Source organism: Clostridium sp. D5 (genome assembly GCF_000190355.1).
GTDB lineage: Bacteria > Bacillota > Clostridia > Lachnospirales > Lachnospiraceae > Faecalicatena > Faecalicatena fissicatena_A.
In genome coordinates this window covers 229,416-249,689 of the sequence record NZ_GL870809.1, presented here as the reverse complement: position 1 = coordinate 249,689, position 20,274 = coordinate 229,416, and the positions used below count along the sequence as shown (strand labels likewise).

The following is a 20,274-nucleotide window of genomic DNA, read 5'->3' as shown; positions in this document are numbered from 1 at the left end:
TATGCATTGTATTGCAAATCCGTCCCCGTCTTATGACCAGCCGATTCCCTGAGCAATCACCAGAAGAACCATACAGGCTCCATACCAGATACCAATCAAAGGAATAATAAATTTAAACCACTGTTCATATTTGATTTTTCCATAAGCAATACATACCCAAAGATAGCCGAGTGTCGGCCAAAGAATATTGGAAAGACCGTCACCAAACTGGAAAGCCAAAACTGCAACCTGCCTGCTGACACCTACCAAATCGGCCAGAGGGAACATAATCGGCATAGATACCAGAGCCTGTCCAGAACCGGAAGGCACAATAAAGTTGAAAAACAACTGCGTAATCAGCATCCCAACTGCCGCAACTGATGGGGGCAGCGCCTGAACCAGCTGTGCAATTGCGTTGATAATCGTGTCAATAATCTTTCCGTTTTCCAATACAATCGTAATCCCACTGGCAAAACCGCTGACTAAGGCTGCACCGATAAACGCGGAAAGTCCCTCTGAGAACTTATCGCATATCTCCGTCAGAGAAAGCCTGCAGATAAAACCTACGATCAGACCAGTGATCAGGAACATCGTTCCAATCTCAACCAGGCCCCAGGAAAATTTTAACGCCCCCACAATCAAAATAGCAAAACAGATCAAAAAAGCAAACATTGCCGCTTTTCTGCGGCCGGTCATTTCTATGGTCTTGCCGACACCATATTCTTTTCTCAGCTCGATATCAGTCTCATAGGTTATGCTGAGTTCCGGTTTTTTCCGAACCTTTATTGCATGACGCATTACATACAGAATCCCGATAGTCGTGATAATTATAAGGCAGATCGTGCGGTATCCTGCGCCGGAATACAAAGGCAGTTCCCCGATGGGCTGGGCCACAACTACTGTAAAGGGATTGGCCACGGCAGCGCCGAAGCCTGCCGCAGTAGAAACCAGTGCCATTGCAATAGCCGTCAGAGAGTCAAATCCCAGAATCAGACAAATCGGGATTAAAATGGGGATGATTACCATAGAAAGCTCAAGCAGACCGATGAAACAGCACATTACGGAGGCTGCTGCCATGATAATAGGTATCATTAACAACTCTTTCCCTTTAAATATCTTCTCAACTTTTCCCAAGGCAGACTGAATCATACCTGTAGATACAATAATCGTAAACGCTCCTCCGATCAGCAGTACACCAAAAATAATAGTGGCTGATTTTACCATGCCCTGGGGGATTGCCATAAACCCTTCCCAGACGCTAACCGGACTGGCCTCTACATTGTGGTAAGAACCTGCAACTACCAGCGTTTTCCCGGCGTCATTCATTTCCCGGTCAAATTCTCCCGCTGGCAATATCCAGGTGGCTATAACCCCAATTAGAATCATAACGGCCAGCAGCGCAAATGCCGGAGGCATTGAAAATTTTTTCTTCTTTTTTACTACAGTATCCTGACTTGACATAACTTCCCTCCTCACTTATTCAAAGAGACATCTTACAATACGAAAGGCAGCACCGCATATATTTTACATGCCTGATAAACATTCCTCAGACTGACTTTTTCACATTTTGAATGAGCATCTTTAATGCTTCCCGGCCCGAACAAAATGCAGTCACATCCCGCGTCATATAAAACCCCCGCATCCCCCCAGAATGGTACACCAAATATTTCCGGTTCTTCTCCCAGCACTTCCCGGCCTGCTTTTTTCATCCCCTGTACAATGGGGTGCCCTTCTGGAATATCCAGCGGTGTTTTACTTACCTTCAGACTATAGGGCATGGATTCATAAGTAATGGCAAACACCTCATCATATCCTTTGTTGCATTTTTTTACCGCTTCATCCAGTTCCGCTTTTACACTCTCCAGTGTCTCCCCGGGGATATATCTTCTCTCTACCTGGAGATGAGCGTCTCCGGGAACCACGTTCGGCTGCTCTCCGCCCCATGCTTTTCCCAGATTTACCAGGGAGGAGCCCAGAAGCGGATGAGTTCTTTCTTTTAGTTTTGGCTCCAGTTCTTCATTGATACAGGTCATCAGCTCATTGAGCCGCTTCAATGCATTGATACCTGTGGCAGAAACACTGGAGTGAGTACGCCTTCCCGGTATATCAAACTGGAACCAGTGAAGGCCTTTCTGTGCGGAACCGATTTTCATATCCGTTGGCTCCCCGCAGATTCCATAATCGGTAAGCCTTGCGTGCTTTGCGTAGTAGGTGGCCCCATCGCTGCCATACTCCTCTCCTATCATAGCGGACAATACGATATCTCCCTTAGGTATAAGTCCCGCTCTTTTGATGGCTATCATCGCATATGCCATGGCAATAATACCGCCCTTCATATCACAGGCGCCCCTCCCGTACAAATCATCCCCGACTATTTTACCTGAATAGGGATCCTCCATGTCGATAGGAGGGATGCTGTCTATATGCCCGTTAAAAGTAACACTACTGCCCTCACCCGTACCATGAATAGTAGCTATCACATTGGCCCTCTCTCCTTCTACAATTTGAAGTTCCGTTTCAATCCCTTCCGCAAGCAGTTTCTCCGCAATAAAATTCCCGATTTCCTTTTCCTGGCTCTCCATCTCAATATGACTGGGAATCTGGACTGCTTTTTGCAAAAAATCGGTAAGTTCCTGTTTGTCAATCTTCTCCCATAGTCTTGTAAAATCCATTCCTCACACCTCTTTCCTCATAATTGATGTCTGCGCATAATTTCTTCGATTGCCTCTGCAAGCATGGCTGTCACCTGACTGATTTCTTCCTCACTAATGATAAAAGGGGGAGCAATCTGCAATGCATCACCCGAAATACCATCAGCACTTCCTGTTACACCTCCCGTTATCATAATTCCATGCTGAAAACAATATTGTGATATTTCTGCCGAAAAATTGAAATCCAGCGGTTCCTTTGTTTTTAAATCTTTTACAAACTCCACACCTAACAGTAACCCGATCCCTCTGATATCCCCCACAACCGGATATTTTTTCAGAGGCTGCAGTTTTTTCCAAAAGACTTCCCCCATTTCCCGGCTTCGTTCAATCAAACCATTTTCCAAAAGATAATCCAGCACTGCCTCCGCCCCTGCACAGGCCAGGGGATTCCCCGAGAAGGTAAAGCTATGGGTTAAGGCTCCGCTGCCTGCTGCGATTGCATCTACTATTTTTTTATGTACGATGACCCCGCCAATGGGCACATAGCCGCTGCCCAAACCCTTCGCAAACCCAATTAAGTCCGGTTCTGTCTGGTAATGGTCTACGGCAAAATTCCTGCCTGTTCTGCCAAAGCCGGTAATTACCTCATCCACACAGAACAGTACCTCGTACTTATCACAGATTTCCCTGACTTTTTGCATATATTTACGAGGTGGTATAACAGCTGCCGCAGTAGTCCCGGTGACTGGCTCTATTACGAATGCTGCCACCGTATCAGGACCTTCGTATTTGATTTTTTGCTCCAGCTCCAGAGCACACTGGCAGTCACAGCTCTCTTCAGCCAGACCATACGGACACCGGTAGCAGTTGCATGGCGGGATATGTGAAATATTCTTCGGAAAGAAATCTTCATACTTTTCTCTCCAGGAAGGCCTTCCCCCTAAAGCCAGCGTTCCGATTGTATTACCGTGGTAGCTTTGCCACCGTGAAATAATCTTGTTCTTTTTTGGTCTTCCGGCTTCCAGATGATACTGCCTGGCAATTTTCATCAGGGACTCCATCGCTTCGGAACCGCCTGAGCAGAAAAAAACTTTATCCATCCCCTCTGGTGCAATAGAAATAATTTTCTCCGCCAGCCGCCTTCTGACATCGCTGGTAAAGGTGCCGCCGTATACAAAGCTGATTTTTTCTGCCTGATTTGTCATCCTGTCGATGACCTCCTTAATGCCATGTCCGATATTCACCACTCCGATTCCGGCGGCACAGTCCATATACCTTTTTCCCAGTTTATCGTAGATATACATTCCTTTTCCATAATCCACCTCGGGATACTCTTTTTCTACTACTGCGTATAACGCTCTTTCCTCATTCATCCTGATTCCCTCCCGCTTTCTATAATTTTATATCTAATATTTCAGTTGAAGCAATATTTACCCCGTGCTAAGTGTTATTGGATGCCTTTCTGGTATGCCTCATTTGCTGCTCTGGGTCTGCTCCTGCCCTACTGTAAAAAGACTGCGGTAACTTTGCGGACACAATGCAACTTGAGGACAGGCTGCCGGATGCTCTTCTATCGCCTTTTCAAGCGCTTCCTGAAGGGTATGGTATTTTTCCATATGCATAGCTGCCGCATCTTCTGCGGAAATATTTTCGGAAACTACCATGATTCTTGTCCCCTTACTCAGTATCTCCCTGATAGGAACGATGTGATCCATCTGGATTTTATAGTGATTCCATACATAGGTTTTCAGCTCTTCCAAATTCGGATAATTCCGGAAGGGTTCTATAAAATCAGGTGCGTTGATCCCCTCTTTAAATTCACCGTACAAAATCACCGTAGTGTTCTCATCTGCCATTGTGTGCAGGGCTATCAATGGCTTTACCCCCTGGTACATATCAATGCTTAAGGGCTGTCCCGGACACACAACGTAGATATCAGGTCTTGCCGGAAGGACGGCCATACAAAAGCTCTTTAAAAATTCGGCGGCAGCTTCATGAGATTCCCGGAGCCCTCCTGAAAAAATACCTGCAATCTCATATTCCTGATTCATAACAATGTTTACAGAATAATCTACGCCGCACATTTCAGCGGCCTCAAGCATATCTTCGTGAATGGGATTGCCCTCCAGATTACCTGCACGGCTTCCGTGATGTACCATCATCTCCGGCCTATGGTTGATTACAATCGTCTCCTCAGAAGAAATCCCCGGTAATATTGATTTTCTTCCTCCGGAGAATCCTGCCATATCATGAAGCTCTACCTTGCCGATCGTTATGACCACATCGCTTTCGTATACTCTCTTATTCACCTTTACCGGTGTATGCCTTGATGTCATACCGAGATATACCAGCTTCTGCTCGTCGAAAGCATCATGGTTTTCGATGGCAATCTTCCCCATAAGAGGGCCGAGGAATTCTTTCATTTCGCTTTCTGTAGCATTCCTGTGGACCCCCAAAGCCACAACAAAAACTATATTTTCCTTTTTTATTCCAGCCTCTGTAAGTTCCCTTATAATATAGGGTGCAGTCTTATCCGTAGGGACTCCACGAGTGGCGTCCGAAATAATAATAGCCGCCGTCTCCGCCCCTTTTCTGCTGACTAAATCCCTTAAACACTCCCCCCTTCCAGCTGGAGATATAACGGCCTTTTCAATATCTTCTTCTTTCACAGGCGGTGGATTTCCCGTTTCATATATTCCCATGAAATTCTCCAAAGGCAGAGCAGCTTCTCTCTTTTCTTCTTCGTCAATGTAGCGGATCCGTTTCCCGTCCTTTTCTATCCTGTACATATTGTCCTCCAATTTTTTTCCTGTCGATTCCCAGTGAATTGAAATCTAAAATTTCACATTACTGTTTAAAAAAGGTGCCGGCACTTCTGGCCAACACCAGCTGATCACCACTGATTAATAATATCAAAGCATTCCATAATCTCTTCCTTTGTATTACGTATATCTGTGGTAATCCATTGAATACTCTCTTCTAACTCCTCATTCAGCAATGTTTCTATAAGGCGGACATGAATTTCAATCTCTTCTTTAAAACACTCCCAGCCTGCCTTCTGCAGCTTATATATGATATGCAGCTTACGGATCCGTTTGGTTAAATCCACCAGATTCATAATTTCCGCCCCTATAATGGAGGGGCAGGCATCGATTAAATATTCATGAAAGGTAATTTCAATTTCAAAAAACTTCTCCACTACCTCCAGAATCTGTTCCTGATTCTCCACGGAAGACACACTTAAGATAACTTTAAACTTTTCCCCGAATTCTTTCAGCTTCTTCTTATCTAATTTGGTAATCGCCTTGCGGATGACCTGGCCCTCTAATACCTCACGAAAATCAAAAATATATTCCAGCTCTTCCTTTGTCAGTTCCCTTACATAACTTCCGCTCCGGGGATTAATGACTACATAACCGTCTTTCTGCAGAGACTTCAGGGCATTGGTCACAGGTGTTCGGCTCACTCCCAGGGATGTACTCAAATAGTCAATATCCAGCTTTTCATTTGGTTTTAATTCGTTGGTGAGAATTTTACTCTTTATTTCATCGTAAATCAACTCGTTTAGACTGCTGTATTTTACTCTGTTAAACATAAATTACCTCGCATTACATATGTGCAACTGAAATTTTAGATTATAGATGTATGATAGCCTATTTTCCATAATAAGTCAAGAATTTCTTTGCTTTTCACATGCAATGGTGCCTGTCTCATTACGCTGTATTTTCAGCAAATGCTATTCTAAATTTGCTTTAATAAAATCTGCAGTAATGGAACTCCTGAGAAGCTGCTGACGCATTATGATTTTCTTTTCACGCCCTGTGAATATCAAAATCTTCCTCCCGGTATCCATTCCCGTCAGATTCAGTCTCATAGCACTTATGCCGCGCTTTACCCGGACCACCGGCTTCTCTCAAAATCGCTTCTGCGCTGTGGGAACTGGAAGGTGAAACGATTGTGGTGCCATTTATAAATGAATTATTCGGCCCATATGCACGGAATTGGCAGCTGATCAAAAGGTACAATCACGATCAGGTGAACTAAGACCAGTCTTACAGTATTCTTTATACCCCGTCAGGATTTCAATATCCCGGTGTTCCTGAATCGATGTAAATCTGGTGTTTGTCATCCCAAGCTCTTCTCCATGGAAAATAAAAGGAGTCCCTTTCATCATATGGAGGCACACGGCTAACATTTTTGCCGAGACCTCCCGATATTCTTCTCTGTCGTCACCAAATCTTGATACTGCCCGGGGCTGGTCATGATTGGACCAGTAAAGGCTATTCCACCCTTCTTCATTTAACTCATTCTGCCACTTGCCAAAGATACCTTTAAGCTCTGTAAGTTTCCAGGGACTGACGGACCATTTTCCATACTCACCATACCCCACTTCAACATCTGCACTTTCCGGCAGACCCGGAACTTTAGAAATAAAATTTATTACATCCATCCGAAAGCCGTCTACACCTTTTTTCACCCACCAGTTCATCATCTCATAGACTTCTTTTCGGACTTTTTCATTTTCACTAAAAGGATTCCGTTTAAAGCCGTCGTGCCGTTCACGAATCGCTTTCACGATTGTCAAGGCTTCTTCTACCTGCCCGGTTCTCGCCAGTAATGCTGCCACTTCGTATTCAATTCCGGTCCAGACCTCCCCATAATAGACAAAAGGAAATATGGGCCGGCCGCCATTCGGCCAGGTGCAGGGCGTCAGACCTTTTTCGTCATTTAAAATGTATGCCCGCTCCGCGAGAACATTCTCTTTTGCACGCTCAACAAAGTTATACTTGAAAATGGATGCTGCCGGTCATACTGGATATGCCGTATAATTCAGTAGCATAAGTCACATGCTGAGGCTCCTCCAACAATCCGTCGCCGTCACGATCCCACATTTCTGCGGTATATTTCATGGTCTTTTCTACTCCTGGCCAGCATTCTTTGACAATTGCATCGTCACCGCTGATCACCCCTTCCCATCCAAGGAAGTCACCATTCTCGATTCTAAAGCAGGTCGGGCTGCGCATAACCGTTATGTTGTCCGCCACCGCCTCCAGCAGATATCCCGGTAAAGTGGTATCAAAAAAGGCTTTTGAAAATGTTTTACTCTCATGAAACAGCCGCTCTCTTTCATTTCCCATATAAGAAGCTACTTCCCACGCATCACTAAAAAGAGTCGCATAATAGTTTTTTGTTACCTTGTAATTGCCCGCATTGATATCGGTTCTATCCTTGTCCAGTTCAATCCACATTTTTGGTCGGTTTGGAAAATACCAGCTGAGAATAAATGTGTATATCTTTTCTTCCCCCGGTTCCAGAACACACCTGCATAGCAGGTGGTTTATTTTTACTGCTAATACAAAGAAAACAGGGAGAAATGGCTGCACTGCCGTTTCTCCCTGTCCTTTAGTTCCTCCACTACAGCGTCTTGTGAACATTGCAGTAGTTGATTTAAAAACTACATCATCCTATTTTCATAGTCTTGCAGTTTATGAAAAATATTATCAATAAATACAACCTTCTCCACAATTCGATACTGCATAAAATATCTATGACCAAGGAAATTCATTCGCTGATATCCCAACGCTTTAAGTCTTGGATTGTCACATAATTTCAAACTGCCTGCAACACTCTTTAAACATTGTATTGCTGCCTCAAAATCATCAATAATATTTTTTGCAGCCTGCTCACTTTTCTTCTCGACAAATAAATATCTGATATATAGGTTTAAGTCTTCTTCTGCATCTGCTGTTAAAACCACATTATAGTCCATATGTTTTCCTTATATCTGAAATAACAGAATCCGCAGATTTATAGTTTCCCTGTGTAACAGAGTTTCTCGAATACTCAAGTTTCTTTAATAACTCTTCTTCTGACATTGCAACAAATGGATTACGCTCAACCTTTTTTATTTCAAATGGAAATCCATTATTGGCAACAGCTTGTGTTAAAAACATTCTGATTGCGGACGTTGTATCTGTACCAAGATCTCTAAACAACTGTTCTGACTTCTTCTTTAACTCATCATCAACACGCACTTGAATTGTACTAGCCATCTTAAACTCCTCCTTTTCCATTTTTATATTATACTATACAGTTATTGCTAATTCAATACATATGGAATGTATCAACAATGAAATTGCACGTTTTTAATATTATCCATGACCATTCCACTATCAGTTCCGGATGAACTGCTGCTAAACTGTTATTCATACCAAATCCTGAGCCCTTTTTCTGCCCATAGTATAAGAGGATTTTGTAATGATGTATAGTTTGCAAATTAGAGACAGCCCCAAAAAAGACCCTGAAAGATTTGTATCTTTCAAGGTCTTCTATACTGATTATGCGTTTTTTTATCTTGGTACAAATTGCTGCATCGTTTGATGTAAGATGTATTTTTTCACCCTATTATTGAAGATGAATTAGTACAGCTTTGCCCCCGCCGGAATATGTTCATCTACCATCAGGCAGTGTAGCTTTTCCACACCATCTTCGTGATGAACAGCAGAGATTATCATACCGCAGGAATCAATTCCCATCATCGGACGAGGCGGCAGATTTGTGATTGCAATCAATGTCTTTCCTACCAGTTCTTCCGGTTCATAGGTATCGTGGATACCGCTTAAAATTACGCGGTCAGTATCTGTTCCGTCATCTAAAATAAATTTCAGGAGCTTCTTGCTCTTAGGTACCGCTGTACATTCCTTTACCTTAACAGCTCTGAAATCCGACTTGCTGAAAGTTTCGAAATCAACCATGTCTTCAAATAGTGGTTCAATCTGCACCTTTGAAAAATCAATCTTTTCAGAGGTCTGTTCTACTGGTGTTTCGGCTTTTTCAACTTTTTTAGCTGTGTCAGAACCACCCAGTGTCTTCATTGTCGGGAACAGCAGCACATCACGTATAGCAGCCGAGTCCGTCAGCAGCATACACATTCTGTCAATTCCGAATCCAATCCCTCCTGTAGGAGGCATTCCGATTTCCAGCGCATTGAGGAAATCTTCATCTGTAGTATTGGCTTCTTCATCCCCCTGCGCCAGCAGTTCTTCCTGCGCTTTGAATCTTTCTCTCTGATCGATGGGATCGTTCAGCTCAGAGTATGCATTTGCCATCTCCCATCCGTTCATAAAGAATTCGAACCTCTCCACATAGTCCGGATTTTCCGGTTTTTTCTTTGTAAGGGGTGAGATCTCAATCGGGTGATCCATAACAAATGTAGGCTGCACCAGATGTTCTTCTACAAATTCTTCAAAGAACAGGCTCAGAATATCGCCTTTTTTATGTCTGTCTTCAAACTCAATGCCTTTTTCTTTTGCAAGCGCTTTTGCTTCTTCCGTTGTCTGGATCTCATTGAAATCAATGCCCGCATATTTTTTAACAGCATCAACCATTGTGATTCTCTCGAATGGCTTGCCCAGATCCATCTCAACACCGTTATATACGATTGTTGTTGTGCCCAGAACTTCCTGTGCCACATGGCGGTAGAGGTTCTCTGTCAGGTCCATCATACCGTGATAATCTGTATATGCCTGATACAGCTCCATCAGCGTAAATTCCGGATTGTGCCTTGTGTCAAGTCCCTCGTTGCGGAAGACTCGTCCAATTTCATAAACACGTTCCATACCGCCCACGATCAGTCTCTTCAGGTACAACTCAAGAGAGATGCGGAGTTTGAAGTCTTCATCCAATGCGTTGAAGTGTGTCTCAAACGGTCTTGCCGCAGCGCCGCCGGCGTTGCTGACGAGCATTGGAGTCTCCACTTCCATGAAACCATCTGCATCCAGGTATCTTCTGATGGCGCTCAGAATTTTGGAACGTTTGATGAAGGTGTCTTTTACTTCAGGGTTCATGATAAGGTCTACATATCTCTGACGGTAACGTATGTCTGTGTTTGTCAGGCCGTGGAACTTCTCCGGCAGTATCTGAAGGCTCTTTGAAAGCAGTTTAACAGAGGATGCATGTATAGACATCTCCCCTGTCTTTGTCCGGAACACTTCGCCCACAATTCCCACGACATCGCCCACGTCCATTTTTTTGAATTCTTTATAAACATCCTCACCAATACTGTCTCTTGCTACGTATGACTGGATGTTGCCTTTCAGGTCCTGTACGTTGCAGAAGGAAGCTTTTCCCATGACACGCTTGGACATCATTCGTCCTGCGATTGATACGGTCTTTCCTTCCAGTTCCTCGTACTGATCTTTGATTTCCTGGCTATGGTGTGTCTGGTCATATTTTGTGGTTACAAACGGGTCTTTGCCGTTTTGCTGCAGTTCAGCCAGCTTTTCACGGCGGACCTTTCTCAGCTGATTCAGGTCTGGCTCCTGTGCGTTGTTCTGCTGTGTGTTCTTGTTATTTTTCTGTTCGGACACTGTTTTCTCTCCTTCCTTTATATGCGAATTCAGACCCCTTGTAGATAAGGGGTCTGCATTTCATTGGTTTATTACATTGAACGGCTGATCTCGAGCACTTTGTACTGAATCTGTCCGGCCTGTGTCTCTACCTCTACTAAGTCTCCTGTCTTCCTGCCCATTAATGCCTGCCCTACCGGAGATTCATTGGAGATCTTTCCTTCCAGACTGTTTGCTTCTGTTGAACCAACAATTTTAAAGTCCATTTCCTCATCGTATGTGATATCAAATACTTTTACTTTACATCCTACATTGATTTTGTCGAAGTCTACTTCATCCTCAACAACTACCTCTGCATTTTTAAGGATGCTTTCCAGCTCTTCGATACGGGCCTCGATATCGCGCTGCTCATCTTTTGCCGCATCATATTCTGCATTCTCAGATAAATCTCCCTGCTCTCTCGCTTCCTTAATCTTAGCTGCGACCTCTTTTCGTTTGACAACCTTCAGATTCTCCAACTCGTCTTCCAGTGACTTAAGGCCTGCATAAGTAAGTAATCTTTTCTTTGCTTCTGCCATGTTAACTGCTCCCTTTCCTTTCTATTTCTTTCTTCTCGTTCTGTTCTTTTATTTATTAAGCTTGCTTCCGATCAGCATCACAATACGCTGATTCTTGTCCTGTTTAAATTTATATTTCACAATTTCAATATTATACCCAATCCCTATAACGATGTCAAGATATTTTCAAGTTCTTCATACGTCTCTACCTTATTAATAGCATCCCTCAGTCTTGCAGCACCGTGAAGGCCTTTTACATACCAGGCAACATGCTTCCGCATTTCCCGGATTCCAAGATACTCACCTTTGTACTCCAGCTGGAGGGCTGCATGGCGCAGCATGGTTTTCTTAACCTCTTCAAGTGAGGGCCTGGGAGGAAGTGTACCTGACTGTTCATACACTGTCAGCTCAGAGAATATCCACGGGTTGCCCTGGGCGCCTCTGGCAATCATGACTCCATCGCAGCCTGTCTGTTCCCGCATGGCTATGGCTTTTTCTCCTGATGTAACATCACCGTTCCCTATAACCGGGATGGAGACGGCTTCTTTTACCTTTCGGATAATCTCCCAGTCTGCTTTCCCAGAATAATACTGTTCTCTTGTCCGTCCGTGAACACCTACGGCGGCTGCTCCGGCTTCCTCAATAATTTTTGCAATCTCGACTGCGTTGACATGATCCTCGTCAAAGCCTTTTCTGATCTTCACGGTCACCGGCTTTTTGATCGCCTTTACAACCGCGCTCACCAGCTCGTAGACCAGCTTTGGATTTTTCATTAATGCGGAGCCTTCTCCATTGCGGACTACTTTTGGCACGGGACATCCCATATTTATGTCCAGAATAGCGAAGGGACGTTCCTCAATCTTCTTTGCCATCTCACTGACGATTTTAGGGTCGGAACCAAACAGTTGCAGTGAGGCGGGCATTTCATCCGGATGGATCTCCAGAAGGCTTTCTGTATTCTTATTGTTATAAAGGATCCCTTTGGCGCTTACCATTTCCATACAGACAAGGCCAGCGCCCTGCTCTTTACAGAGCAAGCGAAATGGCAGGTCTGTTACTCCTGCCATGGGCCCTAGTATATAAGAATTTTGTAACTGCACATTGCCGATTTTCAATTGTTTCATGACTATTATCTCACTATTTTCTGTTTTTATTATAAATCAGGCGAAGTCCGTCAAGTGTCAGATCAGGCCTGTATTCGTCTATACTATCGGTCTCCTTTGCAATGATTTTGCCAAGGCCGCCTGTGGCTACTACAGCAGCATTTTTGTAACCGGATTCTTCTTTGATTTTTCGAATGATATACTCAGTCTGACCGATTGCCCCGTAGACAAGGCCCGCCTGCATACTGGAGATGGTTTCTTTTGCCAGGATGGACGATGGCTTCTTGATCTCGATGGCCGGAAGCATGGCAGCCCCGCCCCAGAGGGAACGTCCCGCAGTCTCGATCCCCGGTGCAGTGATACCTGCTTCAAAGGTACCGCCTGGCCCGATCAGGTCATAGGTTGTCGCCGTCCCGAAGTCCACAACGATCACCGGGCCGCCGAACAGCTCATATCCAGCTACTGCGTCCACAATACGGTCAGGTCCGATTTCCTTCGGATTCTCGGTCACGATACGAATTCCGGTCTTGATCCCGGCAGAAACAACCAGCGGTTTTACATTCAGATACTTGATAATTCCATTCATCAGCGAATGCATAATATCCGGCACTACAGACGCTATGATCACAGCGTCTACATCTTTCGCCCCCACATCCCGGTGCTCCAGTATACCGCAGATCGTAAAACCGTACTCATCCGAAGTCCTTGACCGCTTCGTGGTCATGCGGAAAGTTCCGAGCAGCTTATCATTATTAAATATACCTAATGTAATGTTTGTATTTCCCACATCAATCGTCAGTAACATCCATATCCTCCCCTAAGCAGAATACCTTATAGAACAGCTCCAGCGATTCGAAAAGCTCTGACTTCGTACGCTGGAGTTCTTTGATCTTCAACACGCTGCCTATCTCATCAAACGTAAAATCATCCTCCCGGTGGTCCACCCTCAGTTCCAGGTTTCCCTGTTCATCATATACTACCATCAGCACACCGCCCACATCCTCTGTGTACAGCACACACATAATCTGCAGCTCCTGCTGAATATTATCCGGCAGCGTCTCAAACTCGGGGTTCAGATAGAACTTCTGCTCATACGAACTGGCCCCGCACAGAACAACTTCCTCTTCCATGATTCGTCCTTTCCTGCAAAGGGGTCTGACCCCTTTGCTCTCCATTTTCTGAATATTCTTAAAATTTATACATACCCATACACGCCGCGTACGGATACCTCTCCGGCAAAAACAGCCTCCTCAGATCCATCCTCACGGCGGACTAATAATTCGCCTTCTGAGTTTATTCCAAGCGCCACAGCGTTATATTCTTCTTTTCCTCCCAGAATCCGCACTTCTTTCCCGCGGTTTACAAGCAGCTGATTGTATTCTTCACGCATACTTTCGAGATTCCGGCTTTCCAGAAATAATCCATAGTATCTTTCAAATTGTTTCATTGTGGACGCAATGAGTTCACTGCGTCTTACAACATGTCCGGTTGCCAGGCGGAGAGAAGTTGCCTTATCCCGTATTCCTTCCGGAAGATATTCCATGTTCACATTGATACCCACGCCGATTACCACATGATTGATATAATCAATTTCCGTGCTCATTTCTGTCAGAATACCCACCAGTTTTTTTCCGTTCAGGATGATATCGTTAGGCCACTTAATCTGTACGTCCAGATCGGTGCAATCCTTCAGGCTTCCGGCAACGCTTAAGGCCATTACCAGAGTCAGCATGGGAGCTTTTACCGGAGGGATATCAGGGCGGAGCAGAATTGACATATAAACGCTGCATCCCGGCGGTGACTCCCAGCCTCTCCCGCGGCGTCCTCTGCCGGCGCTCTGCTGATCGGCTGTAACCAGAGTCCCGTGGGGGGCCCCCTCATCTCCAAGCTGCTTTGCCCGGATATTGGTAGAGTCCGTTATATTATAATAGTAGACTTCCTGTCCAGCCCAATTCGTGTCGATCATACTGACGATCTCTTCCTTTGAGATCACGTCCGGACTTTCCACGATATGGTAACCACGGTTACGCACCGCTTCCACCTGATATCCCTCTTCCTTTAGCTGGTTGATTGCCTTCCAGACAGCAGTTCGGGAAACTCCAAGTTTTTCACATAACTGCTGGCCCGAAACATAATCGTTGCTTTCCCGCAGCATTTTTAATATTTCTGCTTTCAAAACTTCACCCCAAATTCAAACGGAGAGCAAAGGGGTCTGACCCCTTTGGCAAAGGGGTCTGACCCCTTTGCTCTCCGTTTTCTGAATATTCTTAAAATTCTCCCAGTGTTGCAACCATGACTGCCTTGATGGTATGCATTCTGTTTTCTGCCTCATCGAAGACTTTAGACTGCGCGGATTCAAATACTTCGTCTGTGACTTCCATGTCTGTAATACCGAATCTTGCTCCCATCTCTTTCCCGATCTTTGTTTTCAGGTCGTGGAATGCCGGCAGGCAGTGCAGGAAGATTGCTCCCTCTCCTGCGTTATCCATGATCTCTTTTCTTACTTTATATGGGGAGAGCTCCTTGATGCGCTCTTCCCAGACTTCATCCGGCTCACCCATGGATACCCAGACATCTGTGTATATTACGTCTGCATCCTTTGTTCCGGCCATAGCGTCCTCAGTCAGTGTAATCGTGGCACCGGACTCAGCCGCATATCCTCTGCATGTCTCTACCAGCTCCTCATTCGGAAAATATCTGGATGTCGTACATGCTACAAAGTGCATTCCCATCTTTGCACACGCGATCATCAGGGAATTGCCCATGTTGTATCTTGCATCTCCCATATATACCAGTTTGATTCCTTCCAGTCTGCCGAAATGCTCCCGGATGGTCAGCAGATCTGCCAGCATCTGGGTCGGATGGTATTCGTTTGTCAGGCCGTTCCACACAGGGACTCCTGCGTATTTTGCCAGCTCTTCCACGATATCCTGTCCGAATCCGCGGTATTCAATACCGTCATACATTCTGCCCAGTACCCTGGCCGTATCTTCGATACTTTCCTTTTTCCCGATCTGTGAGCCGCTGGGATCCAGATAAGTAGAGCCCATTCCCATGTCGTGGGCAGCCACCTCGAATGCACAGCGTGTTCTGGTGCTTGTCTTTTCAAAAATAAGAGCTACGTTCTTCCCTTTATAATAATCTACAGGTACTCCGTTTTTCTTCTTCTCTTTCAGGTCCGCCGCAAGGTCAAGCAGGTAGGTAATCTCTTCCGGGGTAAAATCCTTCAGCGTCAAAAAGTTTCTTCCTTTTAAGTTCATTGTGTTGTCCCTCCCTATATTCATTAGTACGTGTGTAAATCTCGGCAAATGAATCTTGTCAGCAAGCTCTTCATACCGCCCGGCTGTCAGGTCATATAATTCATCCGTCGTATATATCTGATACTTTGGAATACGCAGCTGTTTTGCACTGGCCTCCAGCATCGCCATATACAGTTCCTTAACGTTAAATGTCAGCGGCAGCTTCAGCACAAATGCCATCTCCGCTCTCTCTATATCCGGAATATCCGCCAGCTGTTCCTCAAACCAGTCATCCTTATGTGTCTGCTCCACATAATAAATGAAACCTTCCAGGCCATAGAGCACCCGTTTGGCATCAAAATAACCGATTTTCATGTTCTGGCGGCTCCGCTTACTCTCAAACTCAATAATACTTCCCAAGCCAACCCGAGGGCCGATCTGGTACTTCTGGGCATCTTCCGGGAGCTTCACTCTCGGTTCTCTGCCCGGTCCGTAAATGCGGATCTCAATTATATTAGTATATCCACGTTTAACCAGGGACTTTAACGGCACATTATTCACAACACCGCCATCAATATAGCGCTTTCCATGCAGCTTCTCATTCTTGAATCCCAGCAGATAAGCACTTGCCAGGAGAAACTCTTCCAGCATCCCTTCAGGAATATCGTCCAGGCTCAGATCCAGTTCTTTAAAATCTGTCAGTGAAAAGGTCAAAAGGAAGAATTCCTTCCCGGAACTGCGGATCTTCTCCTCGTCGATCACCTCGTGGATCAGCTGGCGCAATGGAGTAACATCCACACCGCCGTCTGAGAGACGCTTCCAAATCTCTGCTATCACTTCCGTAAACTTATTCTCGTGGTTGAACAGGCTCTCCATCCAATCATCATCTACATCCATCACTTTGGAAAATGTCATGCCGGTCCATATCTTTTCCGCATTCTCAACATCATCCATACAGATAAGCGCTCCATTTAAAGCGCCAACCGAAGTACCGGCGACTGCATTAATCTTTACACCAGCTTCTTTCAACGCCTTCCAGGCTCCGATCTGATAAGCCCCTCTGGCTCCTCCTCCGTCCAGTACAATCCCATATTCCTTCGATAAGTCCAATAATGGTTCCATATGCTCACCTCGATTTATGATAGTATACTATATTCCGGGCTAAAAATGCAACTTTATACGCAGAATACGTGCAGAAATTGCCTGCTGTTCCCATAAAAACCGTCCTTTGCAATAATCCACATCCAAAAACACCGCATCCCATGGTCCACCCCCGTTAAATCCCGGCTTCCCATAAAATGCGGTTCCTTAATATCATCTGGTTATACTTACTATCCCCAGCGTATCTCTATATATACAGCCTTCTGTTACTATCAGGATCCTCCGGTGCATCATAATGCCCTTCATTACATCAGACGATATCCAAATGTATTCCCTTATCCCGAATAAGCTGTATCCATTCTTCGGAAATATTTGTATCAGTAATAATTCTGTCAAATATATCAATATCTGTGATAAAACAAGGTTTTATCACCCCAAACTTACTGGAGTCAGCCAACAGTATCTTCTCTGCACCAGACTGGATAATTGCCTGCTTAATCTCCAGTTCATAATTATTCATGCAGGTAACCCCCATTGTCTCATGGACACCTGCCGCAGATGCAAATACCTTCGTTGCCCTGATATTCTTAATTAAAGTAATATTCTCCGAGGATTCAAACAATGTCGTGTCCGGATGATAGTACCCACCCCCAAAAATAATCGAGATATTGTGGTTATTACATATCTTATTCAGGATATTCAGATTACAAGTAAAGATAGTCATCTTCGTATCCTTCGCGATGTTATCTGCCAAATATTCCACAGTAGAGCCATTATCAATAATCACGCAATCGTCTGGCTGAATCAAAGATGCCGCAAACATTCCTATGCGTTCCTTTTCATTCACATGGGCGTGGGTTGCCATAGACAGCTGATATCCGTCATCTTCCCCCTCATATACATACTGGGTATTCAGAACAGCGGCTCCCGGAATGTCCAAAATCATATTCTTCGCCTTGAGCGTATCCAAATCCCTGCGCACTGTCATCTCCGACACATCCAACAGTTGTGCCAGTTCCCGGATTGTAGCACCGTTCTGTATTTTTAAAATTTCTATTAACCGGTTTAATCTCTCATCTTTTTTACTCACAAAGAATTACCTCTCACTCTTCATTTCTTACCGAGATTGCGTTATCACACCACTGCTATTATAGCATAAACTTATGCCCCGGAAAAGACTTGGCCATGTGTTTTAGGATACATCTTGTTATAGTTCAGTCATAAGGCTGAACTATAACTATATTTTACTGTATACAAAAAATACCCGAAAATATATAAATACTTGTTTTAAATACTTGTTATGATAAAAGTTCTTTCCGCAAATGCTCAGTAACGTTCCCGGCAGTAAACCCATATTTTTCAAACAGCTGTGCTGCCGGTGCGGAGGCTCCAAATCCATCCATCGTTATATAACAGCCATCCAGGCCGACATATCTTCCCCATGACATACTGCTTCCGGCCTCTACAACCGCTCGTTTTTTCACATTTTCCGGCAGGACAGCCTCTTTATAAGCCTCATCCTGCTCCTCAAATAAATCCAGACACGGCATACTCACTACCCTGACTGATACCCCCTCCTGCTCTAATTTCTCAGCACTCTCCAAGGCGATTCCGACTTCTGAGCCAGTGGCAATCAAAATGATATCTGCAATTTCACCCGATTCCCTTTTCAGGACATATCCACCCTTAAGGGCATCTTTCCCGGTATTCTCCAATACCGGAAGGTTCTGTCTGGAAAGTACAAGACATGTCGGTGTGTGCAGCGAAGTAAGGGCAGAGTACCAGGCTGCCTTCGTCTCAGCCTCATCAGCAGGCCGAAATACATGCATATTCGGAAGCGCCCTAAGCATAGTAAGCTGCTCTACAGGTTCATGGGTTGGTCCATCCTCCCCCACGCCAATGCTGTCATGGGTCAGTACAGAAATCATCGGCAGCCCCATCAGAGAAGAAAGACGCAGCATCGGCTTCATGTAATCTACAAACACAAAGAATGTTGCAGCATAGGTACGCAGCCCTCCATGCAGCAGAATTCCGTTTGCTATGGCGGTCATTCCCAATTCCCTGACGCCATAATGGATATTCCGTCCCTCCGGGCAGTCTGCTGAAAAATCAGCCTCCCCCTCCATAACTGTTTTATTGGATGGGCCTAAATCCGCAGAACCGCCTATCACATTCGGCAGCTTATCTTTGATATAATTCAGTGCTTTTCCGGAAATACTCCTGGTCGCCTCTGCTTTTCCTGTTTTTGCCCAATATGCTTCATCTTCAAGCAGTCCTGCCGGGCTGCTTTCATTATAATACTCATCCAGTTCAGATTTCAGGCCAGGATATGTTTTACAATATTCTTCGAACATCTGCTGCCAAAAATGCTCTTTGGCTGCACCGCCCCGTGCCAGGGTATGGTAATGCTCATATACCTCCTGCGGCACTGCAAATGCTTCACTTAACGGCCAGTCCAAAGATTCTCTCAATATTTTCACATTCTCTTCACCCAGAGGTTCCCCGTGCGCATTTGCTTTTCCTTCTTTTGCAGGAACTCCATAACCGATTTTGGTTGTTATTTTGATGAACGATGGTTTCTCTTTTTCTGCCTTCGCCTGTTCAATTGCCTTCCCGATTTCCACCGGATTGTTGCCGTCTTCAACAGCAAGAACCTGGAATCCAAATGCCTCAAACCTTTTTTCCACATCCTCGGTAAATGCAATATCCGTACTTCCTTCTATAGTTATAGAATTGGAATCATACAACACAATCAGCTTATCCAGCTTGTTTGTACCTGCCAGGGACATCACCTCGGAGGAAATCCCCTCCATCAAACATCCATCTCCGCATAATGCAAATGTGTAGTGGTTAAAAACGGGATACCCCTCACGGTTAAACCTGGCTGCCAGATGTTTCTCTGCCATTGCCATCCCTACTGCCATGCCAAGCCCGGCCCCCAAGGGACCTGTCGTCGCCTCCACGCCTGCCGTATGCCCATATTCCGGATGCCCCGGGGTCAGGGAATCTAACTGCCGGAAATCCTTCAGGTCTGAAATCCCAAGATTTCCATATCCAAACAGGTGCAAAAGTGAATATAACATAGAGGAGCCATGTCCTGCCGACAAAATAAATCTGTCACGGTTCATCCACTTCGGATCCGCAGGGTTATGGCTCATCTGATGTGCCCACACCTCATAGGCAATAGGCGCTGCCCCCAGAGGCAGGCCCGGATGCCCGGAATTTGCTTTTTGAACCATGTCTGCGGATAAAATTCTGATCGCATTTACTGCTAATTGTTCTAATTGTTCATTCAT

Annotated in this window: 18 protein-coding genes and 1 pseudogene; all 19 read right to left on the bottom strand. The window is 45.0% G+C overall.

Translation table 11 applies throughout. From position 1 onward, the window contains the following. Positions 1-30 precede the first annotated feature (30 nt). Positions 31-1,440 carry an AbgT family transporter gene (locus HMPREF0240_RS01010; protein ID WP_009001593.1) on the bottom strand — a complete coding sequence of 470 codons (1,410 nt, stop codon included), beginning with the start codon at positions 1,438-1,440 and terminating at the stop codon, positions 31-33. A 32-nt stretch (positions 1,441-1,472) separates the two neighbouring features. Continuing rightward, positions 1,473-2,651, bottom strand: a complete 1,179-nt coding sequence (locus HMPREF0240_RS01005) for a M20 family metallopeptidase (protein WP_009001592.1) — start codon at positions 2,649-2,651, stop codon at positions 1,473-1,475. Positions 2,652-2,668: 17 nt separating this feature from the next. Beyond that, positions 2,669-4,003: an aspartate aminotransferase family protein gene (locus HMPREF0240_RS01000; RefSeq protein ID WP_009001591.1), complete on the bottom strand. Its 1,335-nt coding sequence runs from the start codon at positions 4,001-4,003 to the stop codon at positions 2,669-2,671. 99 nt (positions 4,004-4,102) lie between these two features. After that, the gene (larA, locus tag HMPREF0240_RS00995; protein WP_009001590.1) at positions 4,103-5,419 is read right to left on the bottom strand and encodes a nickel-dependent lactate racemase; all 1,317 of its coding nucleotides are present in this window, start codon (positions 5,417-5,419) and stop codon (positions 4,103-4,105) included. A gap of 104 nt (positions 5,420-5,523) precedes the next feature. Continuing rightward, a complete protein-coding gene (locus HMPREF0240_RS00990; RefSeq protein WP_009001589.1) occupies positions 5,524-6,225 on the bottom strand; it encodes a GntR family transcriptional regulator in 702 nt (233 codons plus the stop codon). 417 nt (positions 6,226-6,642) lie between these two features. Next, entirely contained in the window at positions 6,643-7,365 is a 723-nt protein-coding gene (locus HMPREF0240_RS25160; RefSeq protein WP_347462557.1) for an alpha-amylase family glycosyl hydrolase, read from the bottom strand. Between the two features lie 46 nt (positions 7,366-7,411). After that, on the bottom strand, positions 7,412-8,014 hold the full coding sequence (locus tag HMPREF0240_RS00980) for a GH116 family glycosyl-hydrolase (protein WP_035312195.1): 603 nt from the start codon (positions 8,012-8,014) through the stop codon (positions 7,412-7,414). A 71-nt stretch (positions 8,015-8,085) separates the two neighbouring features. Continuing rightward, positions 8,086-8,400, bottom strand: coding sequence for a type II toxin-antitoxin system RelE/ParE family toxin (locus tag HMPREF0240_RS00975; protein WP_009001588.1), 315 nt, complete (start codon positions 8,398-8,400; stop codon positions 8,086-8,088). Beyond that, positions 8,390-8,683, bottom strand: coding sequence for a type II toxin-antitoxin system RelB/DinJ family antitoxin (locus tag HMPREF0240_RS00970; RefSeq protein ID WP_009001587.1), 294 nt, complete (start codon positions 8,681-8,683; stop codon positions 8,390-8,392). The genes HMPREF0240_RS00975 and HMPREF0240_RS00970 overlap by 11 nt, the downstream gene beginning before the upstream one ends. Before the next feature lie 366 nt (positions 8,684-9,049). After that, positions 9,050-10,999 (bottom strand): lysine--tRNA ligase, encoded by a 1,950-nt coding sequence (lysS, locus tag HMPREF0240_RS00965; RefSeq protein ID WP_009001586.1) that lies wholly within the window; start codon positions 10,997-10,999, stop codon positions 9,050-9,052. Positions 11,000-11,070: 71 nt separating this feature from the next. After that, positions 11,071-11,556, bottom strand: coding sequence for a transcription elongation factor GreA (greA, locus tag HMPREF0240_RS00960; protein ID WP_009001585.1), 486 nt, complete (start codon positions 11,554-11,556; stop codon positions 11,071-11,073). Between the two features lie 143 nt (positions 11,557-11,699). Beyond that, complete coding sequence (dusB, locus tag HMPREF0240_RS00955) at positions 11,700-12,659, bottom strand: tRNA dihydrouridine synthase DusB (protein ID WP_009001584.1); 960 nt, start codon at positions 12,657-12,659, stop codon at positions 11,700-11,702. Positions 12,660-12,672: 13 nt separating this feature from the next. Beyond that, positions 12,673-13,443, bottom strand: coding sequence for a type III pantothenate kinase (locus HMPREF0240_RS00950; RefSeq protein ID WP_009001583.1), 771 nt, complete (start codon positions 13,441-13,443; stop codon positions 12,673-12,675). Next, the gene (locus tag HMPREF0240_RS00945; protein WP_035312194.1) at positions 13,427-13,768 is read right to left on the bottom strand and encodes a DUF6145 family protein; all 342 of its coding nucleotides are present in this window, start codon (positions 13,766-13,768) and stop codon (positions 13,427-13,429) included. The genes HMPREF0240_RS00950 and HMPREF0240_RS00945 overlap by 17 nt, the downstream gene beginning before the upstream one ends. A 65-nt stretch (positions 13,769-13,833) precedes the next feature. After that, positions 13,834-14,814 (bottom strand): biotin--[acetyl-CoA-carboxylase] ligase, encoded by a 981-nt coding sequence (locus HMPREF0240_RS00940; RefSeq protein WP_009001581.1) that lies wholly within the window; start codon positions 14,812-14,814, stop codon positions 13,834-13,836. Between the two features lie 91 nt (positions 14,815-14,905). Further along, a complete protein-coding gene (argF, locus tag HMPREF0240_RS25260) occupies positions 14,906-15,898 on the bottom strand; it encodes an ornithine carbamoyltransferase (RefSeq protein WP_035312479.1) in 993 nt (330 codons plus the stop codon). Between the two features lie 525 nt (positions 15,899-16,423). Further along, a pseudogene (locus tag HMPREF0240_RS25255) lies at positions 16,424-16,999 on the bottom strand (patatin-like phospholipase family protein); the annotation flags it as partial. Positions 17,000-17,288: 289 nt separating this feature from the next. Continuing rightward, the gene (locus HMPREF0240_RS00930) at positions 17,289-18,068 is read right to left on the bottom strand and encodes a DeoR/GlpR family DNA-binding transcription regulator (protein ID WP_009001579.1); all 780 of its coding nucleotides are present in this window, start codon (positions 18,066-18,068) and stop codon (positions 17,289-17,291) included. 208 nt (positions 18,069-18,276) lie between these two features. After that, complete coding sequence (gene tkt / locus HMPREF0240_RS00925) at positions 18,277-20,274, bottom strand: transketolase (protein ID WP_009001578.1); 1,998 nt, start codon at positions 20,272-20,274, stop codon at positions 18,277-18,279.